Source organism: Membranihabitans marinus (assembly GCF_021729155.1).
Taxonomy (GTDB): Bacteria; Bacteroidota; Bacteroidia; order Chitinophagales; family Saprospiraceae; genus Membranihabitans; species Membranihabitans marinus.
The window spans coordinates 144,110-167,110 of sequence record NZ_JAJQYA010000006.1 but is presented as its reverse complement, the minus strand read 5'-3'; the positions used below and the strand labels follow the sequence as shown (position 1 = coordinate 167,110).

Here is a 23,001-nt window from a genome sequence, read left to right as displayed (position 1 = left end):
TAAATTGGACAAATTATTCTTTACTCGATTGCAAATCGAATTGGGATATTTCTTCACCCACCAATCGTCCTATCCTGCGACCTTCTTCGCAGTCCATTCTATAGTGTACTCCCAAAAGCATGCGGGAAACAGAATTCTCTAATGACATTTCTCTAAAAGAAGAAAAAGAGCGAGAAGCCAATTTTAATTCACTCCTGTCCACATGGCTATTATCGGTTAAGTAAAACTCTGCTCCATAAAGCTTATCTAATATGGTAGTTACAGCTGCTCCACAGGTTGAATGTCCAGAGGGATAAGAGGGATGGGATGGTGCCGGCAAATGAGATCTCCACGTACTGGAAATATTGCGATTGATAAATACTTCTGGCCGCTCGAGATTGTATATGTATTTAGATTTCCACGAAGTAACCGAGGCATCTGAAAGAGCAATTCCCACTTTGAGCATAGTCTCTATGGCTAGATCTGATGAAGCTTGACTGGTTTCTATGGTTTGCAAGGCAATGGATATCCAGTGACCGGGATGTGTAATGGTTAATCCGGGATGATCGTCGTGCCAATACTCTGCTATCCATTTGTTTTCTGGAGAAAGGGGATTGCCGAGGGCATATAATTCCATGGCTTGTTTAAAATAAATGGAATCTGGATTCTCTGAAAATTGTGGCAGAGCTCTGGCGGGGAACTGATCTGCATCGACCATAAAGGTGCGTACTTTGCCCCATGAAGGAAGCATAGGCGGCATGGGAAAATTTATTGAGGGTTGCCATTTTCCCTTCCCTGAGGGGGGAATATAGTCTCGATCGTAATTATGCAATTGACTTAGGTGGCCATATTCATCGGTAGCAGACCATTGACATATGGCTTCAGCTATTTTACGCCCCATTTTTTTTGAATACTTCAAAGTGTTAGGCGCCATGGATTTCGCCCAAAATTCGTCCCAAGATTCCTCCAGTTTTTTCTTGGCCATCTTCAAAGCCGGTCGATTTGAATTGTAGAAAAAAAACTCGAGGTAAGCAAAACAACTGTTGAGAGCAATGCCTTCGTGGTAATAATCAATAGAATCGATAACTGGCAATTCAAGGCCAGCCATTTCCTCTCCAAAAGAAATATAGTCAGCAGGTAGATTGGGACGAATCGTTTCGTAACCAGCCAATCCAATGTAAGCAAAAGCACGTGCAGCTACTGGTGCTCGATAACCTTCGGTATGAATCTCTGACAAAAGCATATGTCGGTACCAATCAACTACAAGCTGGGAAATCGGGTCACTTTTCTTCAAATCACAGAGAGATTGATTCTGACATGACATCACAATCAATAAAAATAAATACATCGTAAAGGACTTTACCCTTTTTGTCATATAGAAGTTTTATTTAACTTTTTTAGTAAACGGAAATCGCAATCGGATACATGTTCCCTGTTCAGAACTGGACTCTATCGACATAATAACAGAGTGCAGTTTAAAAATACTGTCTGCCAATGCCAATCCAATTCCAGATCCTTTCACCTCAGTATGGCGATTCCCCCGATAAAATGCATCCTTAATAAAAGGAAGATCCTTTTCTGCTATTCCAGGTCCGTTGTCATTTATGGTAATCTCAAAGCCCAAATCCAATTCATAGGTGATCTTAACTTGCACCGTTTTGTCCGGACTGTACTTACAACCATTATCCATTAAATTTAAAAGGGCAATTTTCAATAAATGTTCATTGCCTTGAATATTTAAATTAGCCTCTTTCTCCGGTAGGCTTATAATGTTGAGTTTGATGGTGTATTCCGGATGGTGTTTGATTAATAAAATTTTGGATTGCCAAAGTATCTCATCGATTCTACAAAGGGCAAATTTTACCGAGGATCCATCGGAATTTATCCGCGCCAATTGCATTAGTTTCGTTGCCATTTCATTGAGTTCTCGAGTATCGGTCAATACAGAAGACAATACTTCCTTGTATTCTTCACTATTTCTCTCCTTATCCAATACTATTTCGATTTGGGAGATAATCACGTGAAGAGGGTTTTTTAATTCATGGGAGATATTCGACAGAAACATCTTTTGAGAATTAAAAGCATTTTGAATTCGATCTAGCATTTGATTAAAGGTCAATACCAGTCGCGACAATTCATCTTTTTGACTGGGAGTGGACAATCTTCTGCCTAAGTTGGTCGGTAAAATTTTGTCTACTTGATTCATCACTCCGATGAGGGGAAGTAGGGCTTGGTGGGATAAGAACCAACCCCCAAATGCGACGAGGATAACAGATAGAAAAAAGACCCAATTCAGAATATAAGTCAATCGTTTTAAGTGGGTTGAACTAAATGCAGCTTCGGCTACTACTATATATGTCAGACCTTTTTGATTTAAATATTTTACCCCTATAGCATTGAGGTCACCCATTTTAAACTTATGATTATTCGTTTCCAAAACTTTTGAAATAATATCTGGTGGCAGAGGTAATAATGAATGTTTAAATGAATAGATACGGTTTCCCTCAGTATCAAAAATCGAAATATTTTCTTTGTAAATATCAGAAAAACCATCTATTACATCCTTGTGTGATCCTTCTAGTGGTTTGGCGATTACCGTTTTACCGACTATCATTTCACCCATCATCAATGCCTTGGATTCCAAATTATTATAAAATTCTTTTTGAAGAGAGGTCTTAAACTGAAAATGGATATAAGCCATAGCAATAACGAGTATTACTGCTACGATTCCGATAAATTGAAGGGTAATCTTTGTGCGAATCTGCATCGGTTCGTCCTTTAAATTGAATGTATGACCTTCTCAATACTACATGACTTCATAAAGTATTATTCTTTTTTCAATATATATCCCGATCCAAAAACAGTATGAATTAATCGAGATGGGAATGGTTTGTCTATTTTATTTCGGAGGTAAGATACATAGACTTCGATTACATTGGTATTTGTTTCAAAATTTATATCCCAAACTTTTTCGGCAATTTCCGTTTTTGAAATAACTCGACCGGTATTATTTAAAAAATATTCTATTAACGCAAATTCTTTAGGCGTTAAATCTATTATTTTGTCCAGTCTTTTGACTTCTAATGTACTGGTATTAACTTCCAAATCCTCAAATCGCAGGATTCCATTGTTGGATTTCAATTCATTACTTCGACGAATCAAAGCCCTTATCCGCGCCAAAAGCTCCCTAAACTCAAAGGGTTTAACCAAATAATCATCTGCCCCTGACTCCAATCCAATAATTTTATCGTCAATTTCTCCAAGTGCCGTTATCATAAGAATAGGGGTCTTAAGATCAAGATCTCTTATCTTTTTCACCAAATCAACGCCATTCATTCCCGGCATAATGACATCGGTAATAATTAAATGGTAGTCATTTTCTTGGGTTTTGAAAAATCCTTCCTCTCCATTCGTTGAAAAATCAACAGTAAAGCCGTTTTCACTCAATCCCTTGCTTAAAGACTTTACTACTTTTTCTTCATCTTCAATCAAGAGTATCTTCATAAAATCCAGTTTGTTAATATCTAAAAGTTATAGACACAAGATGCAATTTTTTTCGATAATATAAGATTGCCCACTTGATATTCTAAGTAAATTCTAAGGAAATCTAGAGATAAATGGAACGAACATTGATCTATATTTGGCATGATTTTCAAATGGGTCTAAAATGATAACATTTAGCTAAATACTAGGCTTATTCAACTATATCCATAATATATAAAAAATGAAGAATTTAAGTCTAAAAATATCATACATACTGACGGCTGTAATATTGTTTGTCTTGCTTTCTTGTAAAGCAGAATATGTTGAAATACATCAATGGGCTCGAGATATTAAAATCAATTCGTGTACCATCAACGAAATTCGTGTAAAGACAGATTCTGTCTGGTCCATTGCACTAAAAGAAGTGGAAAAACTACTGCCTGACGGTATCCCAGACAAAGAAAGAGAAACCATCATCAATTTGAAAAATGCTCATTTACTTAGAAATGTGGATTCTTACGAAATACTAGGAGATTCTATTTACGCCATTATCGCCAAAATGGAAGCCTATGATATAAAAATGGCTGATTCTGTGAGAACATTGAACTTCCAGAATCAAGATCTCGAAATGAAGATTGAAAATGCTATGACAGAAATTAATTCCCCGGAGACTATATCCCAATTGAGAAGAGAAATCAATGACATTAAATCTGATACTTGTTTATAGAAATCGATAATAATAATTACCATGAATAGAGTTTTACAAAAATACCAGTTAGTAATATTTGTCAATTTATTATTACTATTTTTTATTAGTTCTTGTACCCAAGACGAATTCATTGAAATAGAAGAAACTCCCGATCTTATCTTAGGTCCAGACATCGCTTTACAGTGGAATAAATTTTTACTCGAGATTGAGAGATTTACTCCAGGATACCGTCCTACCGTATCTTCTCGTACCATGGGTTATATCGGAATCACTGCCTATGAAGCCATCATACCGGGAAGATCAGATCATTTTAGATCTATTGCCAGTCAACTACCGGGCCTATCCATTCCCGAATATACCAAAGGAGTAGAATACAATTGGGCATTGGTCCTGAACTCCGCTTATGAAAGAGCTTTTCAGCATTTTTTTGAAACTGCTCCGACCGAACAACAAGCTAAAATGATCTCTTTATCGAATTCTATTTATGATAAAATCGGCATTTCTGATCCCGCAGATGTAAGACAGCGATCCATATCTCACGGAAAAAATATTGCGAATGCAGTATTCCAATGGTCGACTGAAGATGAGTTTGGTCATGAAGGATATTTAAATAATACCGACCCCAATTACCTCCCCCCTTCGGGAACGGGATTGTGGCAGCCGACCTACCCGGATTATACACCGGCATTGACTCCATATTGGGGCAAAGTGAGAACATTTGTCGCTACCGAAGACGACAAATGTGATCCACCATTGGAATATAGTGAAGACCCAAATTCTCAACTCTATGCCCAAGCACTGGAAACTAGAAATATCGTCAATCGTATAAAACAAGGCTTTAATCAAGAAGATCATTGGATTGCAGAATTTTGGAGTGATGATTGCCCCATCGTAACCTTTACACCTGCTGGACGATGGATAGCTATCGGAAATCAAGTCGTAGAAGACCATATAGATAATGTAGAAAAGGCATTGTACTTATATGCCAAACTAGGTATAGCCCTTTCCGATGCCGGTATTCGATCATGGGCCGAAAAATATCGATTTAACTATTTGCGTCCCATTGATTATATACGCAATGTGATGAATGATGATGATTGGAATTCTGTGATGTGTCCAGATGGCGCTCACCATTTCACACCTCCATTCCCCACTTATCCTTCCGGACATGCAACCTTTGGAGGAGCAGCAGCTACTATCCTCACCAATATCATGGGTAGTAATTTTGCAATGACGGATCGATGTCACGAGGGCAGACAAGATTTTAATGGTACGCCAAGATCATACAATAGTTTTGATGAAATGTGCGAAGAGAATGCCTACTCAAGAATCCCTATGGGTGTACATTTCCGTATGGATTCTGAAGCGGGAACAAAACTGGGCAAACAAATTGGACGAAAGGTCAATTCCGAAATTGATTGGATTAAATAAAATATATACGAAACGATTATCGAATTGAAAGATGATAATACGAATTGCATATATAATTGATAAGCCTACCACCCACGATGCAGTGGTCGTGGGTGGTGAGCTTATCAATTATAAACGTATTTGGTATTACTCTTTGAATGGCAATACCAATATTGGAATGTCAAATTGGTTAATAATCTGAAAAGTATCGTCCTTTAAGAATTTTTGAAAGACTGTTTTTCTATGGTTCACTAAGATGATTAAATCAATGTTTTCATCAGCATAGGACTCTTGAACTATTTTCAATTCTGTTTCGTCGTGGGTCTTCGTGTATTGGACTATATTACGCCACAAGACTGAAGTAAAATTCTTTTGCTGTAGTGACTTTGTCGTTATCAAGTTGGGTTCTATTCTAAATTTTACTGTTTCACGCTGCACCACCTCATTCTCAATGCCCATTCTCTGAATATGCCAGATTTTTTTGATTTTAGAAAAAGAAAAATCAATTCTTTTAGAAGGCATAAGCAATACAGGGCAATTCGATATCGAGGTCAAAAAATAGACTTTATCAGCCAATCTCCGTTTAGATTTTGTCAGTGGACTGGTTTTCCTGCTCAAAACCACCAGGTCGTATCTATGGCTTATTTCACTGATATAATCAGAAATAGAACCTTGTCTAGTTAGAACTCTAATAGCTCGATGATCATTGCTTTTTATATTTTTATTATAGAATTCAACCAGCTTTTTTCGAATACCTTCATCGTAACTAAACGGTGTAAAATTATACTCTCTATTGTATTTAAATTCTGAATAGCAATGGAGTAAAGTTAGGTTGGAACCATATTCATTTACTATCATATGTCCATAGTACAGTGCATTTTTTGAAGTCTCAGAAAACGATATGGGCAGAAGTAAATTTTTCATAATTATTTTCGAGATTAATGAGAAAATACATTGTCCATTAGACTATACTTGATACTTATTACATTTACAATTGAGATAATGATGCTATTTTCAGATAATTTCACAAATCAATAGATACTTTCAAGCATCATTGATCTAGTGTTTGCCGCAAACTGAAATAATGAAATTCATTGAATATTCATTACTTTATTCGACCACAACTCAACATCTCCCAATAAAAATACGCATAAATCTGTTGATCTTCATGACTTTCTACAATTCTCGACTCATTTTGTATCCATTACTAATCCCGACTCATGAATTTTGTCTGTGTTTAAGGGCTAACAGAGAAATTAAAAAACAAGGATTTGAAGTCAAATTACATTAACATATTTGACTGAAAGCTAAAATATTAAGACTGATGTGGCTAATATTATATCAAATAAATTTATAATTCTACTAATTGAGATAATCATGGATTTGTCACACTTTTTGCCCAATTTATCTTAATATCTTATTACAAGGAATGAAAAGATACGATCTCTTCGTATCAGCAGATTGACAATGCAAAAAGTCCGCCAAATCAACCTTGGCATATCTTTATACCGTGGGTTGAAAACCCACGGCTATTAGACTACGTCCTTTCAGGACTTTTCTCTTTTTACATTATATTGGTTCTGCAAGAGTGCATTGGGTGGGTAGGTGACCACTGTGATCCGGCTTGACTGCAACGTAATTCGTCATCCGATAATCTATGACTTTGATCTGAATCACTGATGTATTCACATGGATTTGTCACACTTTTTGCCCAATTTATCTTAATATCTTATTACAAGGAATGAAAAGTTACGATCTCTTCGTATCAGCAGATTGACAATGCAAAAAGTCCGCCAAATCAACCTTGTTTGTACTGTATGGAATCTCGTCATGCCGCAGTGGGCATGACTTCACTCATCTGGCTTACCCACCCACGACACAGTGGTCGTGGCTCCTTCATCAGATGAACATTTAGTTCATCTGGTTGCTCTTTCCTCTCCCTCCCAATGCGCAGAGGCATTGGCGCCTTCATCAAATACCCATTGAGGGTATTTGGTCACTACGTGACTTCATTCAGTTACATTCAGTCATGTTCAGGACATTGGAAACTACGTATTTCGCTCCCTCACCCACGGCTATTAGACTACGTCCACTTCGACCAAGCTCAGTGCGCCGCTTTTAGGACTTTTCTAAGCTTGAATGGCATGGACTCAACGTAATTCAATAGGTTTTTAGCCACTGTGCTGCGACGAGACTGCATTTAAATTGACAAGCTTAAAATTTCATTTTACAATAAAATATAATAGCATTGAGGGAACCACGGCCACTGTACCGAGGTGAACGAATGTAGTTGCTATATTAATCAAATCGATGGATTAAATTTCCATCGGATCATTGAAGTCAATATTATTCTACTCTGCATTTATGGATAGATCATAGCCAAGTGAATTTTTTCACATTCTAGCCATCTTGTATTTACCTGTAAAAATCTTCTAGGTCTAATTTTATTAATCTTAGCCGAATAGCCCCAGTGGTCCTTCCAAAATGACTGGCCATTTCTTTTAAATTTCGACCTTGGTAATACATTTCTGTCAATTCTGTTTCCATGGCTTTGGACCAAGGTTTATAAGCGGCTTTATGTTTTGTCCTTACTTTGTTTACCGTATAGGTTTTCTCCTCGACATTGCGTTTTTTTACTGCCTTGATTTTTTTAACGACTTGGGGTTTTGGACTAGGTCCAGCTACGACCTTTTTTCCTTTCTTAGGCACTTCCATTACATGGATTTGCTTTGAAGGTGGCCAGTCATTGGGCACTAGTGTTTCGGGGATGTAGACACTGTTCATGGTTCGAGTAATGGCTACATACAATAGATTGATTTCTTCATTGAGTTTGCCAAAGTTTAAGTCATCTTTTTTGACTTTATTGACGAGGTTTTCCAATTTTTCTTCGGTGATAAAATCGTTGACTATTTCAATGCTATTGTATTCCATCCCCTTACATCGGTGCACAGTTGAGAATATCAATTCGGCATTTTCTTTATTGTCGTTGTCGATGTGGTTGTCCTTAATCGCCTTGATAATACCGGGAATTTTACTCCCGTATTCTTTGACAATATCTACCATCATTCCCAACTGTACGTCTTCCGTATTTTTAATATAGACTTCTAGTTCATCCATGTTCTTCATGCCCTTGATGAGTTTGTCTCTGATCATACTCTTATTTTTGTTAAAGAGATTTAACACATCATAGAGAGAGGCCCCATCATCGGCATAAGTATAGGAATTAATATTGCCCTCGAAATAGATTTTCTTAACTTCCTTCCTCTCGGTTACATATTCAATGGCTTTCAATAACAGGCCTAGATTGGTTCGCGCCACAACGGCCTTGGATTTCACCTTCACCGGCTTACCCTTTCCCGTGATGTGTAGGGGACGATCTACTTCGATAAGGTTTTTCATTTTCAGCACCTCCATGGCCAGATTGGCAACATCCTGACTAAATCTAAAACTAGTAGATAATTGAAAAGTCTTAAAATCCGCTTTTTCGAGAGAATTGACAGCAAATCGCCATCCGTAGATTTGTTGGTGGGTATCTCCAACAATGACCTTAACCGCTTTTTGTTTAAAAAACACATCGAGCATGGCGGCTGAGGCGTCTTGCCCTTCATCGAACAATATATAATCGAAATCGAGCTGGGGATTGGAAAGTTGAAATTTTTTAAGATAAAAATCGTGTGTAATATCGATTTCTCCCTTATTCATCTTACTCAATATCAGTCTCGTTTGTTTTTCGATAAAGGGATAAAAATTAGAAACAAAGGACTTGGCCTTTGGATCGGAAACGATTTCTAAATAATTTAAGTCTTGCACTTTGGCCTTCTCGCTATTGCAAAAATAAGCGATAAATCTATTGATATGATTGGCGACAATGTATTCGGCGTGTTTTTCACCGTTGCCTTTTAACCTTAGGATTTCTGCGATTTCATGTGTTTTATACCCTTGCAGTCTAATTTTGTAATTATTCCTAAAAACAATGTGTTTATAAGCCAGAGAATGGGCGGTTTCGACCTTGACATTATTCAATCCTATGTCAGCAAACTTTTTAGCCGCTTCGAGTTTAACAGATTTATTAAAGGCGAGGTAGAGTATTTTACTGTTTTTCGGTCTGGTTTTGGCGTATTCAATGATGGTCGTTGTTTTACCAGATCCAGCAACGGCATTTATTTTAATATTGCCTTTGGAATTGATAATAGCTCTTTGTTCTTGTGTTAACTTCATGGTCTTACACCTCTTGGTCGTGCTCTATACATAGAGGGCTGTGATGAGTACTGGAATAATCTACGAAGTTAGTAAATAAAAGTGGGAATGGGAATCTAGGTTCTCAGTAGAGGTCTGTATTATTTATCTTAAGGCAGGTGGTTGGGTTGTAATTCCGGGTTGTATATACAAGAGTAAAATGGTAATTCAGATTCTATTCTCTCGGATTGTTTTGCAATATAATCGTCAATTTTTCAATTGAGTCTAATTTTATTTATACCGACTTGTCAAAAGAGACTTAGCTGATTATCAATTTGGGGATGACCGAATGAAGCTCGAAGAGCCAAATGCCTTAAATAGGCATTTGATGAGGGAACCACGACCACTGTGTCGTGGGTGGGTTAGCAATTGCGCATTATCGTGACTGCAACGTAAATCCTATAGAATATATTACCGTGCCGAGGCTGCATAAAATTCAACAGCGAATTTCATAAAATCTCGTCATGCCACGGTGGGCATGACTTCTCTCATCTAAACCGATTTACGGTCTACGGTACTTTGTACTTCATTCGTTCACCCCGGCCTGACTGCAACGTAATTCGTATTACTTCTACAGTCGCCGTTCTTCATCCGTTCTTGAAGATTTGGCTTTCAACAACTCCCCTCCCAAATAATATTGGACGGTAAGTGATAATCTTCGGGAATCAGGCTTGTTATAGTAGTGATAATCCGTAATAGAACTTTGGGATTTACCTTGAAAATAATAACCATTAAAAACATCGGAAACAGAAAACATTACATCTAGTTTATCTTCGAAAAAGGAACGCCTGATACCGATATCGGTGTAAAAAACATCATCGGTTAAATACACTCCATAAAGTCCAGAAGGAATATATCGCATAGTAATATCTACCTCATAATGATCCATAATTTCTAATTGCTGTTGCAAGGAAAGAGATAATGCCCAATTTTTTAACCTCTTTTCCACTGAATGCTCAGAAATCGGGTATTCAGTGTAATTCAGTCCAGTAAAAAATTGCAGATCCCAAAATCCAAAAGCACTAAAAGGGGCAATTAAATTAAAATCAAACTGGTCAAAATTATCAAAATTGGCACTTTGAGAACGCACAGTCACACCATTTTCATCGAATGAAAGTTGTTGAGAAATATAATCACTGCGTTTGCGATATTCTGCGGTGAAAATATATTTATTAAGAAGTGAATACGAAGTCGAAAAATTCCATCCTATTTCCGGAATGAGATCTGGATTTCCCGAATAATAAAAAAATTCATCGCTATACCACCTTACAGGATTTAAGCTTGAATATTTAGGTCGATTAATTCTTCGACTAATGGCAAAATTAATTTTGTGTTTATCCCGCCATGGATAACTTAACGATAGATTCGGAAAAAACTGGGAATACTCCCATTCTTTGTCCAAAGAACCATCAATCAATAGGGCTTTGGCCCTGGTATATTCATATCTCAGTCCTAGCTCTACTTCTGCCCTTCCCAGCAATTTGGATAATGATGCATAGGCGGCGCCAATCTCTTCTTGATAGGTAAAGTGATTGGTTCTATCTGGGATAATAACAAAACCATTTTCTGTTTTTTCTTCAGAACTGAAATTGTTGTCGTTACTCGCCTCAGCATATTTCAACCCCGACTTTATATCAATACCTCGATAAGGCAAATCGACATCTGCCTGCACTGATTTTATTTTTATAAATCCGGGCTGATGGATCTTCAATGTATTGGTGAGAAACAATTCATCTCTCACATCGTAATGGTCACCAACTAATAAACCCTCAGAAAAATTCCGATAAGATATGTATCGGGCATCGGCAGTCAAGATTTTCCCCAAGGTGTCAATATCGTACTTATAGTCAATATTTAAACCATCATAGTGATAGGGTTCATCCAATTCATAGGTAGAAATCACTCTGGAGTGTAAACTATTATCCAACCGAGTTTTCTCTACGTTTGAACTTTTATTACCCGAAAAATCATCCAGATATCCATGATAGCCTAAACCAATTTGATGTTGGGGACTTATATCCCATTCTCCGCCAACTTTCCAGGTGTAAAAATAAATATTATATGGTACAGTATTTTTTCTCACTAATGAAATTTCTTCTCCATTTTCCACAATATGGTTACCACTTTCCCCTTCGCTATATTGATGGGGTGTATTGTAATCGAGAGTAGCAAAACCTCTCCATTTTCCGCTATTGATACTTCCAGAAACATTCTGATTGTTTCTCCAAAAATTTTTACTCTTTGCAACATTAGATCTTAAAGTCAATGCATAACCTTTGGCTCTTTGCTTTTTGGTTACTATATTGATCAAACCAGAATTGCCCTCAGCATCAAAGGCAGCAGAAGGATTACTGACTAATTCAATCTTTTCGACGTCATCGGCACTTAATCCTCGTAGAAAAATAGCCAATTGACTGCCCGATAAATAACTCATTTTTCCATCGATCAACACATTGACACCATTAGATCCTCTGAATAATATATTGTCACTTTGATCTACTACAATACCGGGAATTCTCTTCAAAAGGTCAAAACCAGAACTTCCTGCATTTGTCGAATTGTCAGCTACATTATAGGTGATTTTACCCTTGTCAACTTCAACTTCGGGTTTTTCGAAAACAATAACTACTTCATCAAGGGTTTGGACATCTCTCAGCAAAGTGACTTTCAAAGTAGTATCTCTATTTGCTGTAAATTCGCTCGATATCATACCGAGATAGGAAAAAACTAAAACAGAACCTCTATTGACCCTAAGCTCAAACTTTCCATCCAAATCAGTCAAGGTACCTGTCGACATATTCTGAACAAAAATATTAACACCTATTAGTGGATCATTTTCATCATCGACAACTACGCCATCGATGAAAATTTCTTGGGAAAACGAGAATAATGGGAAAATCAAGCTCAATATTACTGCTCTAATCATTTTTATTTAATTTTAGATTGGCACCGAGACCGCATACTAAACTCATTACCGTAAGAATAATCGCATAGATCCCAATAAAAATATTTGAATCGGGTTGATAATCGAAAGACCACCGAGGCAGGTCCTCCAAATCTGTAGCGGCTAATTTTTTTTGACGAAAAATATATTTCCCAAGGTATTTACGCCATTTCACTATATATTCATCATGTTTTTTCTGATAGGTTGAAAAATGAAAGAGGTCATTTTTAGAAATAAAATCTAAGGATAATCGCATCATTATGGCTGGAGACAAAAATGCCGCCTTTTTCACCCATTCCTGCTGACCTATCAATTGATCCCAGACTTGATTTTTATACTGCCCATCCAACTGAAATATCGAATCTTGCATGGCTAAAAAACCTGGATACCAATCAATTAATTGTATAGAATCCTTTTCTAAACTTTTGGGTACAAGTTCTGGAAAACGATTTAAATAATCCCGTAAAGCTTCTTCACTATCTATACTTATATTGTGATTTCTCTCCTCCAATATCTGAAGATTCCGAGAAGGGACAGGAAAAGAAATTTCTGCCATAGTACCAATAATGGAAGGAAGGAGAAATAGATAAAATACCCAACATCCAACCAATACCAAACCATTGACTTCAGAATTTTTACCATATGCATTAACCAAAAAGACCAAGGAATGCCAGAACAATATATAGAGAGCCGTTAGTCCCAAGATCTTGGCTAAAAGAACAATACCGCTTATATTTAATATTTGTGGAAATCTCAACGCAGTATATAGAATGGTGAATATGATGAATATACCGAATATCCATAGAAACCGAAAAAATAATTTGAATAACAAATATTTTCTTGGCCGTATACCTTGATTCCTAACTAATTTAAAGGTGCCTGCCTCTCTTTCTCCTGACATTAAATTAAAACCTAAAGCGATTACAATCAAGGGTAAAACATAAATGATAACAAAGGCCAAATCCAGTTTCCCTATAAGCAAATTCATCGGGTTTTGTATTTCATCTTCCACGAGAAGAAGTTGATCTTCAATACCAGTAAAGAGTCTATAATAGGGATACAGGTCGGATTGTCCGATGGCAAAACCCGTCATGACAGAGGGCGGCTTTGAAGTATACCCTCTTTTGGATGCATACATGATAATAGGATGCTGGGGACTATTGAGTTTAATAAAGGTAGTATCGGAATCATTGGATTCATATTTTTTTATGTCCTTCAATATAGTAGTCAACTGAACTTCTTCCGCTCGATTTATCTTTTGTAGTGTAGTCTGCTGAAAAGATAACCATTGCATACCACTCTCAATGGATATACCTGTCAAAAGTACTATTGCAAAACCGGCAATAATCAATGATCGATCTGCCCACCCTTTTTTCCATTCGTATTTGAAAATATGCCTAATCAAATCAATTAATTTTTAGTTTTTTTACAGACCAATTAGCAAAAAAAGCAGAAGCGAAAAACCAAAGAAAAAGAGAAATTACATCGTATTTATGGTTACTTATTATCTTGATCAGCCCCAGTTCATCGTATTCAAATGTTCGGATACTTTTCCAAAACTCTTCACCCTGAACATAGGGCAAGTGACTATTCCCCTCTTCGTTGTTTTTGCCCTTTCTCGAATTGTACGCAATATCCATATTCAGTGTTTTCATCAAATCTCGTCGATATTCCTCGGCCTGATCTAGAAAATCTTCATGGGCTTGGAGATCATTATGGGCCAGCCCCATGGACAAAAAATGCAAGGCAGACAAAGGAGAGAATGCTACACTCTTTCGATGGAGTTTATTTTGACTTTTGTACAAATCGTTGATTTGACCAAAGGTTTTATCATAAATTATCTGTCCTTCTTCCTCTGTTTTTTCTATCGCAAAACCGAATGGATTTACCTCTAGACTATCGGCATCGCCAACACCGTATTCCTGCATCAACTCGCTTTCAATTTCAGCATACATTTCCGAAAAATCATCCCTTCCTTTATATCCATACACATATTTATTGTCCTGCTTCTCATCATGAGTCACCTTTAGATCAAATGATGAAAATGGCGGTGAGAGTATCTCCGATATGGTCACTGTTAACCTTGGGATTAAAATCGTGGATATCAACCAAAATGCAAACAACAAAATTAGAGCACTCCCCGAGGTTCGAGATCTTGCAGATATGCCAATAGCAATGAAAACAAATGTAGACAGATATAACACATATGCCATAAACAAGATAAACATATGGGGGATAAATGGGCTAAAGTCTTGCATCAGAAACATGCCCATCGTCACCAGAAAAACCGGCACAATCATGATGGCCAATTGTAGAAACATACTGAGCAATTTGCCATAAAATAGCTCCTTAGATGTGATACTTTGACTCAATAGCATCCGAAGTGTATTTTGCTCTTTTTCGGAACTAAATGTCGAGTAACCGAGTAAGATTACAAATAAGGGAATAAGAAAACGAAAAAGGAATCCTGGGGTAATTTGACCAAATCGAAATAATACGGAACGATCATTGGCTGGTCGTTTTTCAGCACTGTTTTGTTTATGTGTTTCTAAGTAAACCCATTCCCCTACATAATCGGTAAGCCCGGCCTCTATCATATACAAAGGGGTAATTGGTTTAAAAGCCACTGAGCCAAAATGTCCGGCTCCGTGAGGATTTTTTTCACCCTGGTTTTCCCATTGATGACGGGCCTGTTGTATTGCTTCCGCTTTTATCGTAGACACTCTGTTGTATTGGCTTTGCCCCAACCACAAGGACACACTGGCAAAGATGAATACAAATCCAGCCAAAGTCCAAAATTTCCCACTCCGTATGGATACGACAAAATCCTTTATCACAATACGGTATATCGCACTATTCTTCACGTATAGGAGTTTTGTGTCTGTACATATGGCTTAGATAAAGAGATTCGAGATCGCTATGAGAAATGGTGGTGGCTTCGAAAGATTCCAATAGATGTCCTTGCTTCATGATCCCTATATGGCTTCCTGTATCCCTAGCTCGCCAAAGGTCATGGGTGGCCATAAGTATGGCAACACCCTTGGACTTCATTCGAATTAATAGTTCAGAAAATTCATTGCTCGCTTGTGGGTCTAGTCCAGATGTAGGCTCGTCCAGAAGCAATACTTGGGCATTTTTCACCATCGCTAGAGCAATTCCCACCTTTTGTCTCATCCCCTTAGAATAACTACTCACCCTTCTATGTAAAAATTCACTCGGCAGTCCTGCCTCATTTAACACCTCTATTAATTGATCTTTTGAGACCTTACCAGTGTTGGGCAATCCCTGATTTTGTGTATGAGATAAGCCATAAAAAAAATCCAAATTCTCTAACCCTGTTAATTGAGGATAAAGTCGAAGATTTTCTGGAATATAGGTAAATCGGCTTTTCGTCTCCAACGGATATTGGCAAACATCTAAACCATCGATCAATGCTTGTCCCGAACTAGGCTTTAAAAAATTGAGGAAGAGATTGATGGTCGTCGATTTTCCCGCACCATTGGCGCCCAATAAACAGAAAATCTCCCCAGAGTTGACTTTGAGGTTTAAATTGTGAAGGGCAGTAAAATCTCCGAATTTCTTTGTTAGATTTTTAGTCTCTAGCATGGTCACCATTTATCTATTACTCCAATACCTGCAAGCCGGAAATATAACCTCCAGTGGACACAAACTTCTTCGCGGTGTCGCCAGTATTTATATCGTATGTGTAGACTGCATTTTCATCGTTGGTCGCAGTGGTAAACAACAAGGTATTTTCATCTTGACTTTGGATAACCATATAGCGAGAAGAATACGTTGTCGGCAGATCAACAGCACCGAGAGATTCAGCGTTCTTATAATCCACTTTATAATATTTAAATTGAGGCTGCCCTGTTAAGTATTCCCAAAAATCACTGGCGTCTTCAACACGTGCCGTAAAGACTTCGTCATCACTAAAATAGGAAATTCCATAACATAAACTACCAGTAGCTGCCTCCATATTAAAAAAGTAATCTGCGTCAAATTCGCTTTCTCCATTTTTAATCCTCAACAATCCACTCGGTGAAGTTCCCCCTTCATTTAGCGTTCCTTTTCCTTGAATATAAATATCCCCATTAGAATCTTTAAAAATACCTGAGTTAGGTCCTGAACCTCCAAATATCATACCTGTTCTTCCGTCAGAAATAAGTTTTTCAAAACTATTGGAAGCTAAATCAATGATGGCCACATAAGCAGAATCATTTACCGGAACAAAATTTTTCTCAAAATGAACTCCCATATACAGTTTTCCATCGCGTTCTTCTATAGCAAGGTAGTATGTCCGAGTCGCTTCTGGGAAATGAGAGGAAACTTGAGAGAGATTAACCTCACCAGTAATACGCATGGTAGAAGGATTGAATACAATTAATTTGGAAAGTCCCCCAGATAGAGTTGCGTATGCTTTTTCTTCGCTTTCAAAATACAGTGTTGAAAAAACATTTGATCCCGGCACAATAATTCTCTCCTCCTCTCTAGGGATCCCATCTTCATCAAAAGCGTACTTCACTAAGTTGGCTGGTGCTCCAAAAGGGGTTGCAAAGACATTTTCACCAAATTGAATCATTTCACCACTATTGGTAAGTTCTATCGCATTGTCATTGTCTATAGTAGTAAAATCCAAATTCTCTAGACCTTGAATATAAGTAGTGGTATTGGGATAAGCTCCACTAATGGTCGACAAAGCATATTTAATTTCTACTGCTGGATCCGGATCCGGATCTACTGAAGGCGTTACTTCTTCATCTTTTTCACAACTCGCAAATGCGATGGCTATGGGGAAGATCATCCATAAAATTCGTTTAAGATTTAATAATCTATTTTTCATATCTATTGTTTATTATTTTTTTAAAAATGTTCGCAAAGTGATGTAGAAAGATCTTCCGGGGCGCTGGACACTAAAATTGTCGTACGCTTTTATGTTTCCCAGATTGTGGATTTCTGCAGCAATAGAAAATTTCTGTTCTTGCAACAGCCATGAAACTCCAGCATTCTGTACAAATTGACTGGGTATAATATTTTTTTGCTCCTCGTTGCCATCCACTGCCCAATAGAGATAAAATTCCCTTACATAACTACCAGACCAATAAAGTTGCAAATCGCAATCCGGTTTTACAAAGTCTTCCAAAGTGTATCGAATCCTAGCATTTCCAAATAAATAAGGAATGTTTGGCAGTCGTGCATTGTAATATCGATTGTCCACTGTGCCTGCACTGCTATTAGAAGATTTATTTCTGAGATCTTGAAACGTCCCATTAAGACCCAGACTCAGTGACGGAATAGGGAGATAGGTAAAAGCCATCTCCACTCCTCGTATCTCTGCGCGAAGCAGGTTCTGATACTGGGCGAAAAACTGTGAAGTTCGCAACCATATTACATCGTCGTTGAAGCGATAGAATCCGCGAATTTCAGCATGGTATTTATCCCCATCATAGCTACCTTCAACATTGAGGTTATGGCTGACTTCCGGATTTAAAAATGGATTGGGTCGCACAAGAATAAAATCTCCAAATAGCTCCGACTCATCGGGAAGACGAGTGGCGTATTCATATGAAGATTTAACCGACCAATGATCTGACAATTGATAGCGAATGGCCTGTGAATATCCAAATTTAGACACTTCCTGTTGGTTGGGAATGTATTCCAGGTTCTGTATCGCATATCCATCAGCCTTAAAGGAAAAATGCTTTAATGAGGTATAGGTCGATAATTTTCGATCAAAGAAGTAATGTTGGTAAGCTAAACCTGTAGCATTTTTGAAAAGCGAGACAGGGTTTTTATAAAAATCTTCCCCGTAAAATGCAGCGGCTAGAGGATCTTCCCCCACTCTATGAAACCACGATGTAAATACATTCAAGGTCAACTCACTATTGTCAGAGACATTGTAATTCCAGTTAAAACGGCTTAAGTGACCTTTAGAATCTAAGCTCAATAAATTTCGAGATGCCGACAACTCTCCACCATCAGTCCGTCTCTGATACACTTCGCCATCCCAAGTGTAGGCATTCAACGTAGTATCGACAAAATATCCACTGGTGTAATTAATAGCGCCAAACCATTTAAATCTCATGGAATTGTCTGGAGTTTCAAATGCGTATTCAAGGTTTATACCTTTCGTATTTTCATTGTTATGAGCTTGCCCATAGGGTTGTGCCATAACGGCATTGTGCTGAATATCTCGTTCCGTTCCACTTATCCTTGCCCCGAATGCCATACGATCCACCCATTTTTTGTCGAACAACCCCATTTGAAAATTCACCATATAATTGGTGTAATCATCGTGAAATCTATTGACGGTAGCAGACTGCGGATTACCAAATTCATCGGGGATTTCTACATCCACTTTGTAGTTGTTATCAGAGTGATTTACAAAAGATTGCAAACCTACAAACCATCCCTTTTTGAGATCGCTATACTGAGAACTAAAATTCCCTTTATGGGTATTAAAAGAACCCATAGAATATGACAAATCGAGGTAACTCGACATATCTTGTCTCGTCACGACATTTATAGCCCCTCCAAGAGCATCGGCTCCCAAATTTACTGGAACCATGCCTTTATAGACTTCAATCCTCTCCATAATGTTGATGGGAAGAACATTTAGACTCATTCCAGAACCAAAGTAGGACAAGGGTATACCGTCCATAAAAAATTTGATCTGTTTACCAGACATTCCGTTTATAAAAATGTCTGCATTACTTCCCAGTCCTCCAGACTGTCTCACCTTTACTCCGGAAATTTTATTTAAAATATCTGCGGTATTATTACTTTGGTTATAAAGCGTTTTCGTCTCTAAGACTGAAACACTCTGACTGCTCGTTTTGAGGTCGGCAGCTTCGGATTGGGCCGATATTCTGACTTGGTCAAATATCAATGCCTGTTCTTTTAAAACAATCCTAAGTGTCGACTTTTGATCCAAAGGAAGCTTTACAACAGATACATAGTCTTCATATCCCAAATAAGAAGCCAAAATTCTATAATTACCAGCCTCTAATCCATGAATTTCAAACACACCATCATCATCGGTTATGGAAAAATAATCGGTGTTTTCAACCAAAACAGTTACTCCTGGAAGGGCTTTATTCTCTTCGTCGAAGATGGTGCCTACGAGGTTATTCTGTCCGGATAAAAAGACAGACCAAAACAAAAACACTGGTATTAGAATATGGGGGATTCGCAATGATATAGCTGTTTTAAATGCAACAAAGATGCAAATATAAAAATAAATGCAACAACATTGCATTTGTTTTTACCGATGTATAATTTTTATAGGTTTCGAATTTAAAATTTACATTCTGCCATCATAGTATAAATCAAGACCACTATATTGAATGCGATATTGATGGATTAAAAGTATGTAACCTTCGAATGGATGTAATACCCGATGAATTTATAGTTACGGTTTAACTATAAATTCATTTGATATAAGACGTCAAGTCTCTGAACCGTACAATAAATTGCATTCTTACGGTTATAACCCTTTATTTATGGATAATTTATTTGTTGGATTGACCAATATCTAAACGATGAAATTTTCCATTTGAACCTCTATAAAATTTAAAATACACCTAAAAACTAGCCCATTGTCCTGCATAAAAGTTACCATAAATACTTTTTCCATCATCTTCTACCTTATCTATGGTCAGAAATTTTTCCTCTCCCAATGCAGCTTTGAAAAACTTGTCAAAATCTTTAGGGTTTCCATCATCAGTCATTTTAGGATTTTTAGTAAAATACGAATACTTTGATTGATGGCAATTTTGCAATGCCTCAATGGCATTGCAAAAATAGTTGTTGGAAATGATCGATAAATACATCGTTAAATTATTTTATGACAATGAGCTTGATTGCACATTCACAACCAAGCTCATTATCGTTACTTCCAGTAAAAGCTATTTTATTTTGTGGTGTACCCCCCGTTGGCCAATATGGTTTGTCCAGTTATCCACCAACCATCGGTTGCCAAAAATGTAACAATCGGAACGATATCTTCGATTTTAGTCAATCCCCCAAGGGCAGAAGCTGACTTGTGATACGCTACTGCATCTGGTGATTCTTGACCGTAAAAGAAAGCCGTGTCCATAGGTCCTGGCCCAACCGCATTGACGGAAATACCTCTTCCTCCAAATTCTTTAGATGCCGCTCTCGTATAGTGTTCTACTGGTGCCTTCCCTCCAGCATAGGTTGAATACAACCCCGTAAAAGCGCCCAATAAAGAAGTAACTATAGTAATGATTTTACCGTTATCTTCTAGCGTTTTTCCAGCTTCTTGTAGAAAAAAATAAGCCGACTTGCTGTTGACAGCAGACATGGTATCAAATTCTTTTTCTGTGGTTTCTGAAAACGGTTTTTTCAAAACCATTCCCACGGTATTTATCGCCACATCTACTCTTCCAAAATGTTCTGTTGCAGTTTGAAATAATGCCTTTACGTTTTCGGCCTTAGTCAAATCACTTTGTATTAAGATGGCTTTTCTACCCAATTCTTCTACTGCCTTCACTGTCTCATCTGCATCGGCTAATGTGCTATCGCTGTTAAAATGTATAACAACATCAGAACCTTGTTTTGCCACTTCTCTGCTAATTAATCCCCCGAGATTTTTTGCTCCCCCAGCTACCAAAACTACCTTGTCTTTTAAATCTATTTTTGCCATTTCAAATTATGTTTAATTCAATAATAGCATAAAAGTAAGGGCAACAAGGTTTTACTTTGTTGTATGATTTTTAGCTTGACTTATACATTTTTTAGGTTAGGGTTTTTCGATACGCTGAAGGTGAAAGGCCAGTTTGCTTCTTGAAAAACTTACTAAAGTGAGCAGTTTCGGAAAATCCCAATCCAAATGTTATCTCTTTTATAGATCTCGACGTGTTTTGCAACAATGCTTTGGCGTATGATGTAGTTCTTTCATTTATCCAATGACTGGGAGACTTCCCCGTTTTGCTTTTTATCACCTGGCTAAAATAACTGGGATTGAGCATTTGATACCTCGCATAATCTTGTGGGTATAATATAATTTCTGTTTTATTCTTAATCAAATCCGTATAGTGCTGTTCTAGGTTTTCTTTGAATTTTTTGACAATTTTAGAATGGTTACTTCCCTCTTCTATTGGATAGTAGTTTTGCCAGAAAAGAGCTTTTATCTTAAATAATAAGGCTACGAGAAGATTACATATGATTTTATTTTTGTACAAAGATTTACTCTCATATTCTTTCAGTATTTGAAGGTAGATATTTTCTATTTCAAGATATTGTTTGGCATTGGGGCTTTGCGGTGGCACAGTCTCTGAAAGCAAAAATGGAAAATCATTAAAAATATTCTGATGCAGATTCGTTTTTAAAAACTCTTCGCTAAAGGTAATAAGATAAGCCTCATCCAATTCTAAAAATTCAAATGATTTTATGTGCCCGGGATTGGTAAAATATATGGTTCTCGGTCCATAATCAAAGGTTTGTTCATCTGTGGTATAGTTGCCTTTGCCGTTTTTTATAAATATAAAAGAATAATAATTCGTCCTAAATACTGGGGATTTATATGGAATGATTTTGTGTATATCCAATAAATTATTCATTGAGAACTGACTGTTTTGTTCTATCGGAATACCCAATGCATTATACAAATCTACCACCCTTTCAAAGAAGGCTATTTCTTCATTTTCCTTCATATGATTAAAAAATTTTAGTCAAAGACCAATAGTCTTTATTTATCGGCCTAATTTATTTTACGATATTTAAATATACTATGTTTTGGTCTCAAATAAAATTACTCTTCTTAAAGAATTTAAGACCTATAGAACAGCCTAGTTTCTTCATGATAAATGGACCTTTGACCGAAATAAACCACATCTGCCCAATACCCATGACCTATGGTCTGGAAGAGCTTATCCCCTATTTTGATAGACTAAAAGTAAATATTGAAATGGACTGGCCAGTGGGTTTAGTTGCGATTGAACAAGATCAAAAACAATGACTAGATATTGCTTGTATTTGAACTTATTTATTAAAAAAGTTACTAAGCTGATTTGTGTTTCTCAAATTTTAATCGACGGGAAAGTAATACTATTTCCCCATATACCACTTGTATAACCGCCTAGATCACTCAATTCACAGGCAACGAAAACCACCTCACTGACCACTATATTTTTTTGTAGTTCAAAGTCTTTCGTGAAAAAAATATCGCCATATCCGAAGGATTTAATAAAAACCGTGGTCTAACACTAATACAGAA

The 23,001-nt window shown here is 37.1% G+C and carries 17 protein-coding genes; 3 read left to right on the top strand and 14 right to left on the bottom strand.

The annotated features are described in order from the left end of the window. Positions 1–13 precede the first annotated feature (13 nt). From LVD51_RS06290 to LVD51_RS06280, 3 genes are read right to left on the bottom strand one after another with little or no spacing between them, the layout of a single operon-like run. The gene (locus tag LVD51_RS06290) at positions 14–1,354 is read right to left on the bottom strand and encodes a vanadium-dependent haloperoxidase (RefSeq protein WP_236970354.1); all 1,341 of its coding nucleotides are present in this window, start codon (positions 1,352–1,354) and stop codon (positions 14–16) included. Between the two features lie 9 nt (positions 1,355–1,363). Continuing rightward, positions 1,364–2,746, bottom strand: a complete 1,383-nt coding sequence (locus LVD51_RS06285) for a sensor histidine kinase (protein ID WP_236970353.1) — start codon at positions 2,744–2,746, stop codon at positions 1,364–1,366. Positions 2,747–2,805: 59 nt separating this feature from the next. Continuing rightward, positions 2,806–3,483 (bottom strand): response regulator, encoded by a 678-nt coding sequence (locus tag LVD51_RS06280; protein WP_236970352.1) that lies wholly within the window; start codon positions 3,481–3,483, stop codon positions 2,806–2,808. Positions 3,484–3,703: 220 nt separating this feature from the next. Here LVD51_RS06280 and LVD51_RS06275 point away from each other — a divergent pair, with 220 nt between their 5' ends. Both LVD51_RS06275 and LVD51_RS06270 read left to right on the top strand, forming a co-directional pair. After that, positions 3,704–4,189 carry a hypothetical protein gene (locus tag LVD51_RS06275; protein ID WP_236970351.1) on the top strand — a complete coding sequence of 162 codons (486 nt, stop codon included), beginning with the start codon at positions 3,704–3,706 and terminating at the stop codon, positions 4,187–4,189. A 21-nt stretch (positions 4,190–4,210) separates the two neighbouring features. Beyond that, entirely contained in the window at positions 4,211–5,602 is a 1,392-nt protein-coding gene (locus tag LVD51_RS06270; RefSeq protein ID WP_236970350.1) for a vanadium-dependent haloperoxidase, read from the top strand. Positions 5,603–5,728: 126 nt separating this feature from the next. On the opposite strand, the gene LVD51_RS06265 is transcribed toward LVD51_RS06270, so the two are convergent. From LVD51_RS06265 to LVD51_RS06215, 11 genes are all read right to left on the bottom strand, one after another. Further along, a complete protein-coding gene (locus LVD51_RS06265) occupies positions 5,729–6,505 on the bottom strand; it encodes a universal stress protein (protein ID WP_236970349.1) in 777 nt (258 codons plus the stop codon). Positions 6,506–7,996: 1,491 nt separating this feature from the next. Further along, complete coding sequence (locus LVD51_RS06260; RefSeq protein ID WP_236970348.1) at positions 7,997–9,799, bottom strand: UvrD-helicase domain-containing protein; 1,803 nt, start codon at positions 9,797–9,799, stop codon at positions 7,997–7,999. Between the two features lie 589 nt (positions 9,800–10,388). Then, positions 10,389–12,743 carry an outer membrane beta-barrel family protein gene (locus tag LVD51_RS06255; RefSeq protein ID WP_236970347.1) on the bottom strand — a complete coding sequence of 785 codons (2,355 nt, stop codon included), beginning with the start codon at positions 12,741–12,743 and terminating at the stop codon, positions 10,389–10,391. Beyond that, on the bottom strand, positions 12,736–14,166 hold the full coding sequence (locus LVD51_RS06250; RefSeq protein WP_236970346.1) for a DUF3526 domain-containing protein: 1,431 nt from the start codon (positions 14,164–14,166) through the stop codon (positions 12,736–12,738). Before LVD51_RS06250 ends, LVD51_RS06255 begins: the two co-directional genes overlap by 8 nt. Before the next feature lies 1 nt (position 14,167). Then, entirely contained in the window at positions 14,168–15,625 is a 1,458-nt protein-coding gene (locus LVD51_RS06245; protein ID WP_236970345.1) for an ABC transporter permease subunit, read from the bottom strand. Further along, positions 15,615–16,367: an ABC transporter ATP-binding protein gene (locus LVD51_RS06240; protein ID WP_236970344.1), complete on the bottom strand. Its 753-nt coding sequence runs from the start codon at positions 16,365–16,367 to the stop codon at positions 15,615–15,617. The genes LVD51_RS06245 and LVD51_RS06240 overlap by 11 nt, the downstream gene beginning before the upstream one ends. Before the next feature lie 16 nt (positions 16,368–16,383). Beyond that, complete coding sequence (locus LVD51_RS06235) at positions 16,384–17,604, bottom strand: DUF4374 domain-containing protein (protein ID WP_236970343.1); 1,221 nt, start codon at positions 17,602–17,604, stop codon at positions 16,384–16,386. A gap of 12 nt (positions 17,605–17,616) precedes the next feature. Further along, positions 17,617–19,929 carry a TonB-dependent receptor gene (locus LVD51_RS06230; RefSeq protein WP_394803152.1) on the bottom strand — a complete coding sequence of 771 codons (2,313 nt, stop codon included), beginning with the start codon at positions 19,927–19,929 and terminating at the stop codon, positions 17,617–17,619. A gap of 415 nt (positions 19,930–20,344) precedes the next feature. Next, entirely contained in the window at positions 20,345–20,593 is a 249-nt protein-coding gene (locus LVD51_RS06225) for a hypothetical protein (protein WP_236970341.1), read from the bottom strand. 80 nt (positions 20,594–20,673) lie between these two features. Further along, positions 20,674–21,429 (bottom strand): SDR family oxidoreductase, encoded by a 756-nt coding sequence (locus LVD51_RS06220; protein ID WP_236970340.1) that lies wholly within the window; start codon positions 21,427–21,429, stop codon positions 20,674–20,676. A 91-nt stretch (positions 21,430–21,520) separates the two neighbouring features. Then, entirely contained in the window at positions 21,521–22,438 is a 918-nt protein-coding gene (locus tag LVD51_RS06215; RefSeq protein ID WP_236970339.1) for an AraC family transcriptional regulator, read from the bottom strand. A 77-nt stretch (positions 22,439–22,515) separates the two neighbouring features. Here LVD51_RS06215 and LVD51_RS06210 point away from each other — a divergent pair, with 77 nt between their 5' ends. Continuing rightward, positions 22,516–22,743: a hypothetical protein gene (locus tag LVD51_RS06210; RefSeq protein WP_236970338.1), complete on the top strand. Its 228-nt coding sequence runs from the start codon at positions 22,516–22,518 to the stop codon at positions 22,741–22,743. Positions 22,744–23,001: the final 258 nt, after the last annotated feature.

Bases quoted from the DNA above. Each gene is read 5' to 3' on its own strand.
- LVD51_RS06255 (WP_236970347.1), bottom strand. From the start codon at position 12,743: ATGATTAGAGCAGTAATATTGAGCTTGATTTTCCCATTATTCTCGTTT.
- LVD51_RS06225 (WP_236970341.1), bottom strand. From the start codon at position 20,593: ATGTATTTATCGATCATTTCCAACAACTATTTTTGCAATGCCATTGAG.
- LVD51_RS06220 (WP_236970340.1), bottom strand. From the start codon at position 21,429: ATGGCAAAAATAGATTTAAAAGACAAGGTAGTTTTGGTAGCTGGGGGA.
- LVD51_RS06290 (WP_236970354.1), bottom strand. From the start codon at position 1,354: ATGACAAAAAGGGTAAAGTCCTTTACGATGTATTTATTTTTATTGATT.
- LVD51_RS06270 (WP_236970350.1), top strand. From the start codon at position 4,211: ATGAATAGAGTTTTACAAAAATACCAGTTAGTAATATTTGTCAATTTA.
- LVD51_RS06275 (WP_236970351.1), top strand. From the start codon at position 3,704: ATGAAGAATTTAAGTCTAAAAATATCATACATACTGACGGCTGTAATA.
- LVD51_RS06215 (WP_236970339.1), bottom strand. From the start codon at position 22,438: ATGAAGGAAAATGAAGAAATAGCCTTCTTTGAAAGGGTGGTAGATTTG.
- LVD51_RS06285 (WP_236970353.1), bottom strand. From the start codon at position 2,746: ATGCAGATTCGCACAAAGATTACCCTTCAATTTATCGGAATCGTAGCA.
- LVD51_RS06240 (WP_236970344.1), bottom strand. From the start codon at position 16,367: ATGCTAGAGACTAAAAATCTAACAAAGAAATTCGGAGATTTTACTGCC.
- LVD51_RS06235 (WP_236970343.1), bottom strand. From the start codon at position 17,604: ATGAAAAATAGATTATTAAATCTTAAACGAATTTTATGGATGATCTTC.
- LVD51_RS06210 (WP_236970338.1), top strand. From the start codon at position 22,516: ATGTTTTGGTCTCAAATAAAATTACTCTTCTTAAAGAATTTAAGACCT.
- LVD51_RS06265 (WP_236970349.1), bottom strand. From the start codon at position 6,505: ATGAAAAATTTACTTCTGCCCATATCGTTTTCTGAGACTTCAAAAAAT.
- LVD51_RS06280 (WP_236970352.1), bottom strand. From the start codon at position 3,483: ATGAAGATACTCTTGATTGAAGATGAAGAAAAAGTAGTAAAGTCTTTA.
- LVD51_RS06260 (WP_236970348.1), bottom strand. From the start codon at position 9,799: ATGAAGTTAACACAAGAACAAAGAGCTATTATCAATTCCAAAGGCAAT.